A 16,043-nucleotide genomic window follows, 5' to 3' on the forward strand; every position below is an offset into this window, starting at 1 on the left:
GCGCCGATAAGCTATCGACTCCGTGCCGCCTAGGAAAGACAAGCAAATATTTACTTTAACTTTTGGGGTACACCTCAGAGTGGCATACGACCTATTTAAAAATATGGCGTATGTCATTTTTGTTGCCTGGGAGAATATTTGTAAGATAATCAATGATGATAATGGTAAAATTTATGTATCAAGTTATCGAGAAGGGAGTTGGCTTCATGAAAAATTCCGAGAAAGGTTCAGTGACAATCAGAACAATTGCCGAAATGGCGAACGTGTCGCATACAACCGTGTCACGGGCGTTAAATGGGAGTGAGTTGGTTAAGCCGGCTACTCGCAAAAAGATTGCTGAGATTGCCAAACAAATCGGCTACGTTCCCAATCTGAATGCAAAAAGTTTGGTCATGAACCGTTCCTACATGATTGGTGTCTTTTTTACCAATCTTGACACAGGGACTTCGGCCAGCTTCTTGACAGAAGTGATGCAGCAATCGCAAACAACCTTGCCAAAAAGCTATTCGCTCTCTGTTAATAGTATCGATCACGTTATGAATAGCCAAGGCGTTTCCGTTCAAAATTTTGATGGAATTATCGTTTTGAGCCAGTCAGAATCCGACGATGGCTTTATCGATTACATTCACAGTATTGGTTTGCCACTGGTTGTTTTGAACCGTAAAATTGAGCGAAATGACATCACAAATTTTTCTCACAATGATTTCTTGGGGGCCAAAAATGTTGTTGAGTATGCCATTCGAATGGGGCATCGGAATTTTGGCCTGATTAAGGGAGTTAAATCTTTTGAGTCTTCTAAGCAGCGAAGTGAAGGTTTTTTTGAGGCTCTTAAGGAGCACCGCTTGGAAGTTGATTCTAATTTGGTTAAGCGAGGCGACTATCTGCCTCAAAGTGGTAACAAGTTGATGCGTCAGATCTTGTCTAGTGGCCAAGTGCCAACTTGTGTTTTTTGCGAAAACGATGATATGGCCGTTGGAGCTATCAATGCTTGCGTTGAGCTGGGGTATCGGGTACCCGAAGATGTTTCCTTCATTGGCTATGATGACATGAGCTACTCGCAGTACTTAACCCCACCGTTGACGACTGTGCGCAAACCAACTTCGCAAATCATCAAAAAAGGGGTTGCTTCACTGATGGACATTCTAGAAGTTGACGGGGATGCCAAGATTACCCAAGAAGTGATTGATCCTGAAATTATTGTGAGAAGCTCAGTACTGAATCGGAATACGAATTAAATAGCCCCTCAGATTTAGTTTCATTTGTATCACTTCTGCTCATTTCATAGTATACTTTTAATATGGTTGCGTTTTCATTCACAAGTGAAAACGGCGAGTTAAATATTGGAGGTTCTATTATGGCCAAAGTTTTAATTGTAAACGCAGGAAGTTCATCACTCAAATTTAAATTATTTGATATGCCAAAAGAAACGGTGCTTGCCGATGGGGAAGTTGAGCGGCTGAATATGCCGGGCTCGATCGTTAAAATCAAGTATGGGGATGGCAAGAAGTACCAAACCACTGAGGACAAGATTGATTATGAACGGTCCGCTGCCATCATGCTCAATAACTTGAAGGATCTGGGGGTGATCGATCATCTGCATGATATCGATGCCGTGGGTAACCGAGTGGTTGCTGGCAGTGACATCTTTGATAAAGTTGCCAAAATTGACGATGACGTTTTGCAGCAGATTGTTGATCTGGGTGAAATTGCCCCAATTCACAATCCAGTGGAAGCTGAATATATCAAGATTATTCAGCGGATCTTACCTGATACGGATCAGTACGCGATCTTTGACAGTGCCTTCTTCAAAGACGTGCCGGAAGTCAATTCGATCTATGGGATTCCCTACGAGTTAACCGAGAAATTCACCATTCGCCGTTATGGCGAACACGGCATCAACCACGGCTTCATTACGGGTCAAGCCGATGAGCTGCTTGGGAAAAAAGATGCAAAATTAGTCACCCTTCATTTGGGCTCGGGGGCTTCTGTCGCAGCTGAAAAGGCCGGCAAGTGTTACGATACCTCAATGGGCTTTACACCAATGAACGGGTTAGTAATGGGGACCAGATCCGGTGATGTTGACCCTGCTCTGGTACCGTTTTTCATGAAACGGATGGGGGCCAAAGCTGATGAAGTGATTGAAATGTTCAACGACCGCTCGGGTTTGCTGGGAGTTTCCGGGGTTTCCTCTGATATGCGGGACCTCGAGAGTTCAAAAGATCCTCGGGCGCAATTGGCGCTCGATATGTTTGTCAATCGAACCGTTAAATATGCGGCGAGTTACATCACCGAACTTGGTGGCGTCGACGCAATCGTCTTCTCCGGCGGAATTGGTGAACATGATCAATGGGTTCGCGAGGAAGTCTGCAAGAAGATGGCAATTTTTGGCATCAAGTTGGACGCTGAGTTGAATGATCAGCAAAAGCCCGGTGATCTTGGAACCAAGGACTCTTCGGCTCGAATCCTGTTAATTCCAGCCAATGAGGAGTTGGCGATGGTGCGGGATGTGCAGGGAGCTTTGAAGTAAGGTAAATATCGTTTAATAAGAAATAGGAGCACCTTATCACCGTCAATATGTCTGTGATAAGATGCTCTTTTTGATTATTGTTAGATCAAAGCGCGAAGTCCAAAATACCCAATCACAATAATGCTCAAAATAATCCGGTACCAGCCAAATGCTTTGAAGTTATTATGCTGGATGTAATTGAGCAAGAAGCGGATCGCGAGGTAAGCAACCATAAATGAAACCAGCATGCCAATCAATAGTACGGCAGTTTGGAGGCCGTCAAAGGTGCCACCATGGTGAAAATACTTGTAGACTTTGAGCAGTGATGCCCCGAACATGGTTGGAATTGCCAAGAAAAATGAGAACTCAGTGGCAACGTATCGGGAAGTGCCTATTAAGATACCACCGAGAATTGTGGCCCCAGATCGCGAGGTACCGGGAACCAGTGAAAGTAGCTGGAACATCCCAATAATAAATGCTGTTCGGTAAGACAGCCGGTTAAGATCGGTGAACTCAGGTTGCCGGTTTGCGTTGCGGTTTTCGATCACAATAAACAGGATTCCGTATAATAGTAACATTGCTGAAACAACTTCCCAGTTCATCAAGTGAGCGTCCATCCAGTCATTGAGCAGCAGGCCAATCACGACGGAGGGTAAGACCGCAACGATGACCTTGAACCAAAGTACCCAAGTGTCGCGCTGTTCAAGATGCGTTTTCTTGGGGGACAATGGGTTCAACTTGTGGAAATACAGAACGACCACTGCCATAATTGCGCCCAGCTGAATAACGACGTTGAACATGTCGGTGAATTGCGTGGTTTGGCTCATTTTGATAAATTCATTGACCAGGATCAAATGACCCGTTGAACTAATCGGTAAAAATTCGGTGATCCCTTCAACAATCCCTAAAATAATGGCTTTGATGATATCTAACATGATAGTGACTCCTAATCTGTTTAAATTTCATAGGGTAATCATGACATAAAAAGAGATGATTGGGGGACGATTTACCAATTGTTTACAGGATTGAGGGGCAATCTTTACATTGGTGGCCAATTTATGTCATGTTAGGCCAAAAGATAACGAGCGAACTTTTGGACGACGTAATATGGGCACGCTAAAATAATGCTGAGGTGATTAATTTGAAAAGCTATTCGCCAACCAACGCTCGAAAAAATTTCTATAAAATTCTAGATGATGTTAATACTAAGAGAGAACCAATTGCTATCACTCCTGTTAATGGTACTGAGGAAAGAGCAGTTGTAGTGGTATCTAAAAGAGATGGGGACTCGATGATCGAAACCATTTATCTGGCCGGTATGGGTGAATTCTCTAAAGCTCAAGAACGCGCAATGGATCACAGTGGAGCGACTGACATTAATAATGTTGATTGGGATAAATTATGAGTAACTATCGGAGAAAATACGGCTTGGTTGATGCTCTTACCATAGATGATTGTGGTGGGGGCTTTTTCTTTTGGAAATGGTTATTTGCTATGTAGAATACGCGTGCTCAACCAAGTGACAATCTGCGCGTAAGTACCTGACAGAAAAATTACTTTCCGATTGTTAACCGGTTGGTTTCACACTCATGACATTTGTCACTTCATCTCCTGACAGCTGCTTCTATAACCTTAACCCGTTCGCCGGTAAACTAAAGTCATCAATTAAGAAATCGGAGATGACCACCATGACAACAATGATTCACGTAAATAACCTATCCAAACGATTTGGCAAGAAAAGGGTGCTTTCTGATATCAGTTTTGAGGTTGAGCCTGGTGAAATCATTGGCCTGATTGGCAAGAACGGGGCTGGAAAGAGTACCTTGATTAATTTGATGCTCGGCCTTACAGAACCCAGTGATGGCACAATTAAAGTGTTTGGGCAAGCTCCCCGAACAAAAGCGACCAAAGCCAAAATTGGCGTCATGTTTCAGGATAGTTTTGGTCTGGATCGCGTTCGCGGGAATGAATTGATCAAATTAGTTCGTAGTTATTATTCCCATCCCCTAGCGTTCAGTAAAATCGTGGAACTGGCTGACCTTGGCGCTAATTTGACTACCATGGTCACCAAGATGTCCGGTGGGCAACGTCGTAAACTTAACTTTGCTTTAGCAATGGCAGGAGATCCTGAACTCCTATTCCTCGATGAGCCGACGGCCGGAATGGACGCTAATAGCCGCTATGATTTTTGGCAACAGATTCATGCGCTTTCCAACAGCGGTAAAACGATCATTGTGACCAGTCACTATCTAGAAGAAATTGACGATGTGGCCAGTCGGATTATTTTCCTGAAGAATCAGCAAGTGCTCTATGATGGCGCACTGATGGGGTTGAAAAAGCGCTTTACCCATACTCTGGTTGAGTTTGACAGTTCGTTGCCAGAACTTAAGCTCACCACGTTGGTGCAATCCGGCGACCTGGATTCCCATAACCAGAATCATTATGTTTTTGTGACCGAAGATGCTGATGCAGTCGTCCGTGAATTAGCACCAGAAATGGCCAATCTGCATAATCTTCGAATTACTCAGCGGTCGTTGGATCAAATATTTAGAGAAGTTGTTAAGGAAGGTGACTAAGATGAATGCATTTACGAATCAGGTTAAGACTAATATCATCAGAATAATTGTTCGCAACCCCCGGTTCATGGCATTTGATATCGGGGTGCCGGCATTGTTTTATATCCTATTTACCAAAGTCATGAATCAGGGATTACCGGCTTCGTTTGAAAAAACCTACCTTGTTAGCATGGCGATCTACGCGACATTGCTATCTTCGATTATTACGGTTGCCAACACGGTACTCTCGGATAAGGAGCAGGCTTACATTCGTTTTATCGATGTGTCACCGGTTTCTCGAAATACGTACTATGCCTCAATGGGGATGGTCCTACTCATTTTGACGATGGTGGAAATTGCCGTCATTGAATTGATTGCCAAATTATACATTGGTGTGTCCATGAGCGTCATAAATTGGCTCGTGATTTTAACGGTTGTGACGATTGCCAGCATTCCACTCATGATTTTCGGCGTTAGCCTGTCATTTGTCGGGTCGAACACCATTGTCAATTTGATGGTTAACTTGATTGTCTTTCCAGCAGCCATCCTCAGTGACCTCTGGTGGCCGCTATCGATGATGCCAACTTGGAGCCAAACAATTGGCAAGCTCTTACCAACTTATCAAACTTCTGTTATTGTTAATGATGTAATGAAACAGACGGCCGTGCCGCTCAAAATGATTGGCGGAGAACTGGTCTGGTTGGTATTGGCGATCGGACTACTGGTTGTTGTCCAAAAAATACAAAGGACTAAAAGGGCTCAATGAAATTCTTACAAAAATATATCTTATTTCCTAAACGGTTTGGTTTTTATCCATACTTTTGGTTAATTTGGATCATTTTTCCAATCACGAGCTTGTGGCCGTTTGATACGGCTCATAAGCTCGTAACCGCAGGCTTATTGGCTATCTTCATCTGGGGTTATCGCAATGGTTATAGTGTGACCAAGAGTTTGCCAATCTGGATCTACGGGCAATATCTGTTATGTGTGATATTGACGGTAACCGATGCCTGGGTGTATTTGACCCTCTTTACGGCTTGGGAGATTGGGTCACTGCCGATCAGCAAACCAAAGTTCCGCCAATATTTGATTGGGTATTATGTCACTTTAGGAGCCTGTCTTCTCTGGTTAGCAATTCAGGTTCAATCGAATTTCTTCAGTTGGGAGAGTTCTAGTGGCGTCGGTGGTGGCATCGTGATGATTTTGTTCGAATTATTTTCACCGCTGGCTGCCAAATCGATTTCTAATTCTTATCGGCGTCGGGAAGAATTACGGGCTCAGAATTCTCGTTACGCTGACGTGATTAAGCGTGGTGAGCGAGAACGAATTGCCCGAGATTTGCATGATACATTGGGCCAATCGTTTTCGACGATTACTATCAAGGCTGAATTGGCTTCCAAACCGCTTGAGAAAAAGCCCGAGCAGGTTGCCAGCGAACTTAAGAAATTGCAACAGCCTCGAGAAACAACCTGCAACTGGTTCGGCAAATTGTGACTGGGTTGCGCCAATTATCGATCGCTGAGATGATGATTGATGTCGCTGATACCCTGAAAGCTAGCCAAATAGGCCTTGATGTGATTAATGAAGGAATGACAAATCAGTGGCCAGATAAGGTCCAAAACGTGATTGCCGAGGTATTACGAGAAGCCATTACCAACGTGATTAACTATAGTCATGCTGATCAAGTCCAAGTGATTTTTGCCGAGGCAACGATGATTATCTGGTAACCATTACTGATGATGGCACTGGCTATACCAAGGTTCGGGATCACGCCCACGGCATCAGTGGTATGCAGGAACGGGCAACGATTGCTGGTGGCCAATTTCATATTAAGACCGGCCGAAACGGGACCACCATCACTTTGAGCCTACCAAAGGAGCAGGATGAATGACAATTAGGATTACTTTGGCTGAAGACCAAAGTTTGCTAAGTAGTGCCCTGGCACAATTACTGGATCTTGAAGATGATCTGGAAGTCATTGGGACATACGGAGATGGCGAGGAAGCGTTCAAGCATATTAAGTATGAAAAGCCGGACGTCGCAATTTTGGACATTGAAATGCCTAAGAAGACCGGCTTAACGGTTGCGGAAGAAATTGACCAACAGAAGTTACCGGTGAAGACGATCATTTTGACCACGTTTGCCAACAAAAACTATTTTCAAACGGCGGTTGGCGCCTACGTCGATGGCTACCTCCTCAAAGACATCCCTAGTGATGACTTGATCCAGTCGATTCATGAGGTAATGGCCGGCAAAACGATCTATTCACCTGAGTTAGTCAGCTCAATTCTGGGTGATGTTGATAATCCTTTATCAGACAAAGAAACGCAGATCTTAGCAGAAATCAGAAAGGGTAGTTCAACCGCTGAAATTGCCAAAGCGTTGTTCTTGTCAAACGGTACGGTACGAAACTATATTTCATCAATCCTGAGTAAATTAGGAGCTGCCAACCGAATTGAGGCTTTAAATATTGCGGAAAAACGCAAGTGGTTATAAAATTGATCCAATCAAGTCATTAGCAGTGATTAATTTAATGTACTAGCTTTAGATAGTGAGGCTTGATGTGGATTGGAGAGATGATTTGATGGTACTCCGGCGAATCTTAATTTTAATTGCAGCCATTGCGTGTGTGGTTCTGATGATATTTTCGGTGAACCTTGGGTTGTTGGCGATTGTTGTTTTGTTTGCTTATGTGACTTATCGACTGCTAGTCAAGAAGGACTTTACAATTTTGGCAACAAATTCACTGGTCGGTAAAGAGTATCAAAATTTGACTGAGGAAACTAAAAAGAAATACGAAATTAGAGCCACTCAAATGGGCTGGGTATGTCTGGCCATTACAATCTTAGTGGTGATCGTGGGGATCGTGATTAATGATTAATAGATTAGGTAAGATTGGGACGAAAGACGATTTAATCCCATGAAAAAAGCAATGCATTCTGGTTTTGAAATGCATTGCTTTTTGAACATAAATGGCGGAGATCAGCTGTTTGTCGCCAGTTTTCTTAATATAAAAATAGTGAGTTGAGTGGCTTAGAGATAATTTACGACCTAAAATCCCAATATTGTTTAAAATACCTTCAATTATGAATTAACATGGCCAGCAAAACTTGGCATGAAGGCACTATTGATCGTTTGGATTTCAACATTTTGGCCTGGTTGAGGGGCCGCTACGTATTGGTTATTGCCGATGTAGATAGCAACGTGATAGGATGCTCCCTGGTTGCCCCAGAAAAGTAGATCGCCCGGTTGAGCTGCAGAAATGGCTTCTTTGGTGACATGGCTTTCTTGAGTGACGGTGTAATGCCCTAAACTGATGCCGGCGGCCTTTTGGTATACATAGTCCGTTAATCCGGAACAGTCCATTCCTTTTAGTGACTCGCCACCCCATACGTAAGGGATGTTTTGGCTGGCAAGTTGTTTGGCCAAGTTGACAACTGCATTGGCACTCGTGCTGGCATTATTGGTTGCTGGCGTCGTTGTTGTCGTTGAATTAGTTGTTGCTTTGGTCGGATAATTCGTCTGCTGATAGCTCGTTGACTGGCGGGCGGGATAGTTTGTAACGGTGTCTGCACTTGCATTTGTAGCGGCCACTGCCGAAGATAGCTCCGGCAGTGGCCAGGCTCAAAACTGTCTTTGTGAATTTCAAAGGAACACCTCATTTTCTATTTTGTAGGTATCATGATAATCCCTAAAGCTTGCAGTCAGGTTACAGAAAATTTGTGATCCAATGACGAATCATTTCAGCCTGAAATAGTGTTAAAGATTTTATTGGGAAGTTTAAATAATGATTAAAATGGGTTGCTTTTGTTCAAAAAGCCAGAATTGGTATATGTCACAACGAGCATGGCTTTGATACGATTCATTGAATAAATTGACCATATTAAAAAATGGCGAAATCAAAAGGATGACGCGACTTTAATCGCACCATCCTTTTTTAGAGTTGCTTCAATTCATATTTAGAAGGTTGCTTTATAGCTAATCGAATAAGTCTTTTCTTCACCCTTTGGTAATAAGACGCTGCCAAAGTCCTCGTGATTTGGTGTATCTGGCAAACTTTGAGCCTCAAGGGCAATTCCCATGTGAGGAACTCCGGCGCCACGGTCAAATTTAAAGCCGTCCAAATCATCCGGTGTGAAGACAACCAAAGCATCCCGATTAGATTTGATTGCAACGCTGCGGCCTGATTCTGGATCAGTTAAGGTTGCAATTGGATCGGCTTCCTTGTGATCATTGATAACGTAAACTTCATCGTAGGTGTGGCCAACTTCAGCCTTCATGTCATCAATGCCCAGTTTGATGTTTTGCGGATCGCGGAAGTCATAAGCCGTGTCATCAACGGGAACCATCTTACCGGTTGGAGTCTTATCCTTGTTGAGTTCCAGATACTTGTCGGCGTTAATTTGAAGTGATTGACCATAGACATTTTGGCTGTTACTCAAATTAAAGTAGGCATGCTGAGTTGGGTTAAATAATGTATCAGCGTCACTCTTGGCGGTATAAGTAATTGTGACTTCATTGTCATCACTCAAGCTGTAGGTGATCTTAACGTCAATGTTACCTGGGAATGAATCTTCGCTTGAGTCGATGTGTTTTGTGAAGACAATCTTGTCGCCATCGAATGAACCGTCCCAGATTTGGGTGTTAAAGCCATGAGGGCCACCGTGCAACGTTGTCGTGCCTTCGTTAGCATCCACGTGATATTCCTTGCCCTTAATTGAGAAAGTTCCGTTGGTAATTCGGCCGGCAGTTCGTCCGATTGCTTGGCAGAAATACTGGTTCTTCATGTATTCTTCACTGCTTGGCATGCTTAACATGACATTTTCAGGTTGACCGTCTTTGCCCGGAATATTAAAGGCTTTCCAAGTAGCCCCTAAAGTAATTGCGGAAATTGAAACATCGTGATCATTCGTAACTGTAAACTTCTGAATCTCTTGACCCTTGTACGTATCAAAAACTTCTTGCTTAGTTTCCATCATCAATTCTCCTTAAATAATAAATTGTGGTTGTGTAACCGCTTTTATATGTATTATAATATTTTTTTGTATGGAGTTGCAATAGGAGAAAAGATATTTATCCGTATAAGTGTGTATGAATTGACCACAAAATATGATACTTTTATTGATGGAGAGTTATTCGAGAGTTGTTTAAAATTTAGGACAGCTGCGCAAAGCAGAGATCTCCATGTAAGCACCTCAAACAAAAATTCCCAAACCCGGAATTTCTATTCGATGCGACTTACACTCCGATCTCTAACCGCTTTGCTCCGCTCACTGGTTTTAGGACAGCTGTGCAAAGCAACAATCTGCGCGTAAGCACCTCCCTCGAAAATTCCAAACCCATGAATTTCCAAGCGAGGAGACTTACCCTCCGATTGATAACCGTTTTGCTCCGCTCACTGTATGTAGGACAGCTGTGCAAAGCAAAAGTCTGCACATAAGCACCACCAACAAAAATCCCCAAACCCGGGATTTCTGTCGGCGGAGACTTATGCTCCGACTTTTAACCGCTTTGCTCCGCTCACTAAAAGAAGAAGGGAAGTACTATGCAAACTTTTTTACACGTTTTATCAGGGATCACTGATCTGCTGATCATTGTTTTTATTTTTTCTTGGATGTATGAATTTGCCAGAAAAGATCAGACAAAGCCGAATCACCATTTTGGTTGGTGGACATTGGCGGCAATCGCTGCAACGGCGGGGCTAATGTATTTAGCAGGACCGATTAAATGAGTGATAGATACAGGTGGCCAGTTGAGTTAATAAGATATCAAAATTCAGTAACGGGGGGATTCACTCATGGAAATTAAGTACGTCATGGTCAAGAAAAGTATCAAGAATAGCATTATTAATGGCAAATACAAGATCAACGAGAAGATCCCGACTGAATCTGAATTGATGGGGATGTATTCCGTTAGTCGTTACACCATTCGTCGAGCCGTTGGTGATTTGGAACATGAAGGCTACATCTATCGAGTCCAGGGTGGCGGGATGTACGTTAATGATTGGATTAATCATAAGGTTCGCTCAGAACGTTCAAATCAAAGCGTGGGGGTGATTACAACCCACATTGCCGATTATATTTTTCCAAACATTATTAGTGGAATTGATCAAGTTATTTCAGCCGAAGGGTTGTCGGTCTTGATTGGCAATACCCATGATGAGTACGACAACGAACGCCATAATTTATTAAATATGTTGGACAACGATGTGGTCGGCTTCATTATTGAACCCACCCGCAGTACGCTTGAGAACCCCAACCTGGATGTTTACCAAATGATTGTGAACTCTGGCAAACCTGCCGTCTTCATTAACTCTCATTATCCACAACTTGATTTTCCGTACGTGGAAATTGATGATACCCAGGCTGAGAAGAAGATTGTGGATTATTTGCTGGATAACGGTCATGAGCGGGTCTTGGGAATCTTCCAAGTGGATGATTTGCAGGGGGTTAACCGGATGAATGGGTTTATCAAGTCCTACCAGACCCATCCGGACGTATCGTCGTCTGGGGACATCATGATGTATCGATCGGGTGACGAGATTAACAGTGTCTTAAGCAAGATTAAGGATCGGGTAGACGTTCAATCAGAGAGTCGGCCCACCGCAATTGTATGTTACAACGACCAACTTGCCATTGAAGTGATTGGCATGTTGAGCAAGGAGGGCATTTCAGTTCCCGGCGAAATTTCCGTGGCAGGGTTTGATGATTATGAAATTTCAAAGTTTGTTGATCCAAGTATTACAACAATGACCCATCCCAAACGTCACATGGGGGAAACGGCGGCGAAGTTGTTGCTTGATATGTTGGACAAAAATAAAGGCGCCAACAAAATGCTGGATTCGGAACTGATTGTTCGGGATTCAACTAAGGGAATTTAAATCAATTGGTAAAACAAAGCTGAATTTTACTAATAAAAAGAGCGCTGTAACCGTTGATATCGCAGTACAGTGCTCTTTTTGATTTGTCCTGACGAATAATAAATTCTTGATTTATGCGTATGAATACCCTATACTGTCATTTGTAAGCGATGTCAGAAACCGTTTACAGTGTGCGCACAGTATTTTGTTTCTGCAATTTTTCTATTTTAGTAAATTAATCGAATGGGGTGCTTGAATTGAAGAGAGTTACAAATAATGGATTTATTTATACCTTCGGTGCCCTGGGTGGGTTACTTTTTGGTTATGATATTGCCTCAGTTTCTGGTGCAATTCTATTTATCCAAAAGCAACTTAACTTAGGGCCATGGGAGCAAGGTTGGGTTGTTAGTTCCGTTCTGATTGGTGCCGTACTTGGTGCTTTGGGAACCAGTAAGTTTTTGGATACCTACGGGCGTCGTAAGTTACTCATTTGGGCTTCAGTCATCTTCTTCATCGGAGCCATTACATCGGGATTTGCACCGAACTTTGAAATCCTTGTCGGAACCAGAGTTATTCTAGGAATTGGTGTTGGAATTACTTCCGCATTGATTCCTGCATATTTGCACGAATTGGCTCTTAAACGGATGCATGGTGCGGTTGCAACGATGTTCCAGCTAATGATTATGATTGGTATTTTGCTGGCTTACATCTTGAACTACTCATTTGCTCATATGTATACTGGCTGGCGTTGGATGTTAGGCTTCGCTGCATTACCAGCTGCTATCCTGTTCTTCGGATCACTTTTCTTACCAGAAAGTCCACGATTCTTGGTTAAGATTGGTCACCTTGATGAAGCTAAGGGTGTTTTGCTTGATACTAACAAAGGTGATGCCAAAGCTGTTGATACGGCGCTGACTGAAATTGAAGAAACCGCTAAACAACCAGTTGGTGGTTGGAAGGAATTGTTTGGTAAAGCCGTTCGACCAGCCTTGATTACTGGTCTTGGTGCCGCCGTCTTCCAGCAAGTTATTGGCAGTAACAGTGTGATTTTCTATGCACCAACGATCTTTACCGATGTTGGCTGGGGAGTGATCGCTGCTTTGCTTGCCCATATTGGAATAGGTGTTGTTAACGTTATTGTCACGATTGTGGCAATGCTGTTGATGGATAAAGTTGACCGTAAAAAGATGCTGATCTTCGGGGCATCTGGAATGGGTCTCTCATTAGTTGTGATGTATGTCATTTTGAAGTTTGATAACGGTTCTCAAGCTGCTGCCTATGTCAGTGCGATCGCTTTGACGGTCTACATTGCCTTTTATGCTTCAACTTGGGCCCCAATTACTTGGGTTCTGATTGGTGAAGTCTTCCCATTGAACATTCGTGGTCTTGGAACGTCACTCTGTTCAGCAACCAACTGGCTCGCTGATATGGCCGTTTCATTGACTTTCCCAATGATGTTAAGTGCATGGGGGCTCGACAATGCGTTCCTGTTCTATGCAATCATTTGTGGAATCGCTATTTGGTTCGTTCACAAGAAGTTTATCGAAACCCGTGGTAAATCACTTGAAGAGATTGAACTTGATCTCCACAAGGCTGCAGGGATTAAAGAAGAAACTTCCGCAACCAATAATTCTAACAATTAATTAAAAACGAACCATTCTGGGCTTTGATTCCAGAATGGAAATAAAAAATCAATTGTCCGTCGTTGGATGGTTGATTTTTTGTGTGGATGGGGAATGGAGAGGCTTAGGTGCAGGATTCTAAGCGTTGGGCTCACCTTTTTAGGACAGCTCCGTAAAGCAGAAACTTCCACCTAAGCACCTTCTGCAAAAATCCCAGAATCGGGGATTTCTGCAGAAGGAGACTTAGGTTCCAGTTTCTAATCGCTTGGATCCGCTCACTTGATTAGGACAGCTCCTCCAAGCAGAGATCTGCATGTAAGCACCTCAAACAAAAATTCCCAAAACTGGAATTTCTGTTTGAGGAGCCTTACACTCCGATCTCTAACCGCCTGGATTCGCTCACTTAAAATTTTGTGCTAACAAATTAAAAAAGTGATTGATTTATGCGTACAAATAATTTATAATAATTCATGTAAGCGATAACAGTAACTCAATTAATTGCTTATGTTGGCACAATTTGTTTGTTATAAATGCCTGGATGCTTGTGTTCAGACAGTAAAAAATATTTCATTACGAGGAGAGAAAACATTATGTTACAAGTTCCTGATTATGAATTTTGGTTCGTTACTGGTAGTCAACATCTTTACGGTGAAGAACAATTAAAGTCCGTTGAAAAAGATGCTAAGGACATGGTTGACAAGTTGAACGCCTCAGGCAAGTTGCCTTACCCAATCGTCTTCAAATTGGTTGCAACGACTGCTGACAGCATCACTAAGTTAATGAAAGATGTCAACTACAACGACAGGGTTGCCGGTGTGATTACTTGGATGCATACTTTCTCACCAGCAAAGAACTGGATCCGTGGTACTAAGTTACTTCAAAAGCCTTTACTTCACTTAGCAACTCAATACCTTGATCACATTCCATATGACACGATCGACTTTGATTACATGAACTTGAACCAAAGTGCTCATGGTGACCGTGAATACGGCTTTATCAATGCTCGTCTTCGTAAGAACAACAAGATCGTTTACGGCTGGTGGGGTGATCCAGAAGTCCAAGACGAAATTGCTGATTGGGAAGACGTTGCAGTTGCTTACAACGAAAGCTTTAACATCAAGGTTGCCCGTTTTGGTGACAACATGAGAAACGTTGCCGTTACTGAAGGTGACAAGGTTGAAGCCCAAATTCAATTTGGCTGGACCGTTGATTACTACGCACTTGGTGACTTGGTACAATCAGTTAACGCCGTTTCTGAAGACGATATTGACAAGAAGTACAAAGAATTACAAGACAAGTACGAATTTGTTCAAGGCGACAATGACAAAGACAAGTACGAACATTCAGTTCGTTACCAGATCCGTGAATACTTCGGTATCAAGAACTTCCTTGACAAAGGTAACTACTCAGCATTCACAACCAACTTCGAAGACCTTTATGGTTTGGAACAATTACCAGGCCTTGCAGCTCAATTGTTGATGGCTGAAGGTTATGGCTTCGGTGCTGAAGGTGACTGGAAGACAGCTGCCTTGGATCGCTTGACTAAGATCATGACCCACAATGAAGGAACTGCATTCATGGAAGACTACACCCTTGAATTACAAAAGGGTAAGGAAGCCATCCTTGGATCACATATGCTTGAAGTTGACCCAAGTATCGCCAGCGACAAGCCTCGTGTTGAAGTTCACCCATTGGATATCGGTGGCAAAGCTGATCCAGCACGTTTGGTATTTACTGGCCGTGAAGGTGACGCAATGGATGTTACCATCTCTGACTTCGGTAACGAATACAGAATGATTGGTTACGCCGTTGATGGGCACAAAGCTCCAAAGCCAACTCCAAATCTTCCAGTTGCCAAACAAATGTGGACACCAAAGATGGGCTTGAAGAATGGTGCTACTCAATGGATCCATGATGGTGGTGGACACCACACTGTTTTGACATTCAACGCAACTGAAACTCAATTCCAAGACTTAGCAACAATGTTCAACTTGACGTTTAACGACATCAAGTAGAGTGCGGAACCAAGCGGGAATAACCGGAGCATAAGTGTCTTGATCTGAAAATCCTGATTTTGGATTTACAGATCAAGTGCTTATGTGCAGGTTATTGCTTGGTGGAGCACATTTCCGCTATGTCGCTTCAAGCAACACTTCAAACAAGGAACCATCCATATAAAACCTACGAAATGAGGTCGAGACAAGTCAATTTTGCCTCGACCTTGTTTCTGTACATAGCCTTAAACTTAACTGGAGGATAACGATGACTTTAACTGAAAAAGAAAAAATGATTGCTGGTCAAAGGTATGTGAACAATGACCCCGAGCTTGCCAAGGATCGGCGCCGCACCCGAAAATTAGTAAATGAATTTAACGATACGATGAAAACGGATCCTGATGCCGGTTCAGATATCATTAAGAAAATTTTTAGAAGCTGTCCAAGATCTATGATTTTTGATATACTTCTATGTAAAAAGCGAGTTTAAGCTATGAAAAATTATCC

Annotated in this window: 17 protein-coding genes; 14 read left to right on the forward strand and 3 right to left on the reverse strand. The window is 42.9% G+C overall.

All coding sequences use genetic code 11. The annotated features are described in order from the left end of the window. Positions 1-206 precede the first annotated feature (206 nt). Positions 207-1,235 (forward strand): LacI family DNA-binding transcriptional regulator, encoded by a 1,029-nt coding sequence (locus QUF07_RS10465; RefSeq protein ID WP_289427388.1) that lies wholly within the window; start codon positions 207-209, stop codon positions 1,233-1,235. Between the two features lie 119 nt (positions 1,236-1,354). Continuing rightward, on the forward strand, positions 1,355-2,527 hold the full coding sequence (locus QUF07_RS10470; RefSeq protein WP_289427389.1) for an acetate/propionate family kinase: 1,173 nt from the start codon (positions 1,355-1,357) through the stop codon (positions 2,525-2,527). Positions 2,528-2,607: 80 nt separating this feature from the next. Here QUF07_RS10470 and QUF07_RS10475 read toward each other — a convergent pair whose 3' ends face one another. Beyond that, positions 2,608-3,441: an undecaprenyl-diphosphate phosphatase gene (locus QUF07_RS10475; protein WP_289427390.1), complete on the reverse strand. Its 834-nt coding sequence runs from the start codon at positions 3,439-3,441 to the stop codon at positions 2,608-2,610. A gap of 206 nt (positions 3,442-3,647) precedes the next feature. Here QUF07_RS10475 and QUF07_RS10480 point away from each other — a divergent pair, with 206 nt between their 5' ends. From QUF07_RS10480 to QUF07_RS10510, 7 genes are all read left to right on the forward strand, one after another. Further along, on the forward strand, positions 3,648-3,911 hold the full coding sequence (locus QUF07_RS10480) for a type II toxin-antitoxin system Phd/YefM family antitoxin (RefSeq protein ID WP_289427391.1): 264 nt from the start codon (positions 3,648-3,650) through the stop codon (positions 3,909-3,911). Positions 3,912-4,194: 283 nt separating this feature from the next. Then, positions 4,195-5,082, forward strand: coding sequence for an ABC transporter ATP-binding protein (locus QUF07_RS10485; protein ID WP_217165228.1), 888 nt, complete (start codon positions 4,195-4,197; stop codon positions 5,080-5,082). A gap of 1 nt (position 5,083) precedes the next feature. Continuing rightward, positions 5,084-5,827, forward strand: coding sequence for an ABC transporter permease (locus tag QUF07_RS10490; protein WP_289427392.1), 744 nt, complete (start codon positions 5,084-5,086; stop codon positions 5,825-5,827). Continuing rightward, positions 5,824-6,555 (forward strand): sensor histidine kinase, encoded by a 732-nt coding sequence (locus QUF07_RS10495; protein ID WP_289427393.1) that lies wholly within the window; start codon positions 5,824-5,826, stop codon positions 6,553-6,555. The genes QUF07_RS10490 and QUF07_RS10495 overlap by 4 nt, the downstream gene beginning before the upstream one ends. Next, on the forward strand, positions 6,552-6,788 hold the full coding sequence (locus QUF07_RS10500) for a sensor histidine kinase (RefSeq protein WP_217165234.1): 237 nt from the start codon (positions 6,552-6,554) through the stop codon (positions 6,786-6,788). Before QUF07_RS10495 ends, QUF07_RS10500 begins: the two co-directional genes overlap by 4 nt. A 160-nt stretch (positions 6,789-6,948) precedes the next feature. After that, positions 6,949-7,557 (forward strand): response regulator transcription factor, encoded by a 609-nt coding sequence (locus QUF07_RS10505; protein WP_217165235.1) that lies wholly within the window; start codon positions 6,949-6,951, stop codon positions 7,555-7,557. A gap of 67 nt (positions 7,558-7,624) precedes the next feature. Next, positions 7,625-7,942, forward strand: a complete 318-nt coding sequence (locus tag QUF07_RS10510) for a hypothetical protein (protein ID WP_217165238.1) — start codon at positions 7,625-7,627, stop codon at positions 7,940-7,942. A gap of 203 nt (positions 7,943-8,145) precedes the next feature. On the opposite strand, the gene QUF07_RS10515 is transcribed toward QUF07_RS10510, so the two are convergent. Together QUF07_RS10515 and QUF07_RS10520 are read right to left on the reverse strand one after the other, a co-directional pair. Further along, positions 8,146-8,655, reverse strand: coding sequence for a C40 family peptidase (locus QUF07_RS10515; RefSeq protein ID WP_289427395.1), 510 nt, complete (start codon positions 8,653-8,655; stop codon positions 8,146-8,148). Between the two features lie 365 nt (positions 8,656-9,020). Beyond that, on the reverse strand, positions 9,021-10,037 hold the full coding sequence (locus QUF07_RS10520; protein WP_217164678.1) for an aldose epimerase family protein: 1,017 nt from the start codon (positions 10,035-10,037) through the stop codon (positions 9,021-9,023). Positions 10,038-10,606: 569 nt separating this feature from the next. On the opposite strand from QUF07_RS10520, the gene QUF07_RS10525 reads away from it, so the two are divergent. The 5 genes from QUF07_RS10525 to QUF07_RS10545 all read left to right on the forward strand — a co-directional run bounded on the left by QUF07_RS10525 (position 10,607) and on the right by QUF07_RS10545 (position 16,026). Then, positions 10,607-10,792 (forward strand): hypothetical protein, encoded by a 186-nt coding sequence (locus tag QUF07_RS10525; protein ID WP_056983361.1) that lies wholly within the window; start codon positions 10,607-10,609, stop codon positions 10,790-10,792. A 66-nt stretch (positions 10,793-10,858) separates the two neighbouring features. Then, positions 10,859-11,941, forward strand: a complete 1,083-nt coding sequence (locus tag QUF07_RS10530; RefSeq protein WP_289427396.1) for a GntR family transcriptional regulator — start codon at positions 10,859-10,861, stop codon at positions 11,939-11,941. A 236-nt stretch (positions 11,942-12,177) separates the two neighbouring features. Further along, the gene (locus QUF07_RS10535; RefSeq protein ID WP_289427397.1) at positions 12,178-13,563 is read left to right on the forward strand and encodes a sugar porter family MFS transporter; all 1,386 of its coding nucleotides are present in this window, start codon (positions 12,178-12,180) and stop codon (positions 13,561-13,563) included. Between the two features lie 569 nt (positions 13,564-14,132). Continuing rightward, positions 14,133-15,557 carry an L-arabinose isomerase gene (araA, locus tag QUF07_RS10540; RefSeq protein WP_289427398.1) on the forward strand — a complete coding sequence of 475 codons (1,425 nt, stop codon included), beginning with the start codon at positions 14,133-14,135 and terminating at the stop codon, positions 15,555-15,557. 247 nt (positions 15,558-15,804) lie between these two features. Next, on the forward strand, positions 15,805-16,026 hold the full coding sequence (locus QUF07_RS10545; RefSeq protein WP_289427399.1) for a maltose acetyltransferase domain-containing protein: 222 nt from the start codon (positions 15,805-15,807) through the stop codon (positions 16,024-16,026). The last annotated feature ends 17 nt before the right edge of the window (positions 16,027-16,043 follow it).

It is taken from the genome of Lentilactobacillus sp. TOM.63 (assembly GCF_030361045.1).
Lineage (GTDB): Bacteria > Bacillota > Bacilli > Lactobacillales > Lactobacillaceae > Lentilactobacillus > Lentilactobacillus dabitei.

Coding starts and splice junctions, on each gene's coding strand:
- QUF07_RS10465 (WP_289427388.1), top strand. CDS start 207: ATGAAAAATTCCGAGAAAGGTTCAGTGACAATCAGAACAATTGCCGAA.
- QUF07_RS10470 (WP_289427389.1), top strand. CDS start 1,355: ATGGCCAAAGTTTTAATTGTAAACGCAGGAAGTTCATCACTCAAATTT.
- QUF07_RS10475 (WP_289427390.1), bottom strand. CDS start 3,441: ATGTTAGATATCATCAAAGCCATTATTTTAGGGATTGTTGAAGGGATC.
- QUF07_RS10485 (WP_217165228.1), top strand. CDS start 4,195: ATGACAACAATGATTCACGTAAATAACCTATCCAAACGATTTGGCAAG.
- QUF07_RS10490 (WP_289427392.1), top strand. CDS start 5,084: ATGAATGCATTTACGAATCAGGTTAAGACTAATATCATCAGAATAATT.
- QUF07_RS10495 (WP_289427393.1), top strand. CDS start 5,824: ATGAAATTCTTACAAAAATATATCTTATTTCCTAAACGGTTTGGTTTT.
- QUF07_RS10505 (WP_217165235.1), top strand. CDS start 6,949: ATGACAATTAGGATTACTTTGGCTGAAGACCAAAGTTTGCTAAGTAGT.
- QUF07_RS10520 (WP_217164678.1), bottom strand. CDS start 10,037: ATGGAAACTAAGCAAGAAGTTTTTGATACGTACAAGGGTCAAGAGATT.
- QUF07_RS10525 (WP_056983361.1), top strand. CDS start 10,607: ATGCAAACTTTTTTACACGTTTTATCAGGGATCACTGATCTGCTGATC.
- QUF07_RS10530 (WP_289427396.1), top strand. CDS start 10,859: ATGGAAATTAAGTACGTCATGGTCAAGAAAAGTATCAAGAATAGCATT.
- araA (WP_289427398.1), top strand. CDS start 14,133: ATGTTACAAGTTCCTGATTATGAATTTTGGTTCGTTACTGGTAGTCAA.
- QUF07_RS10545 (WP_289427399.1), top strand. CDS start 15,805: ATGACTTTAACTGAAAAAGAAAAAATGATTGCTGGTCAAAGGTATGTG.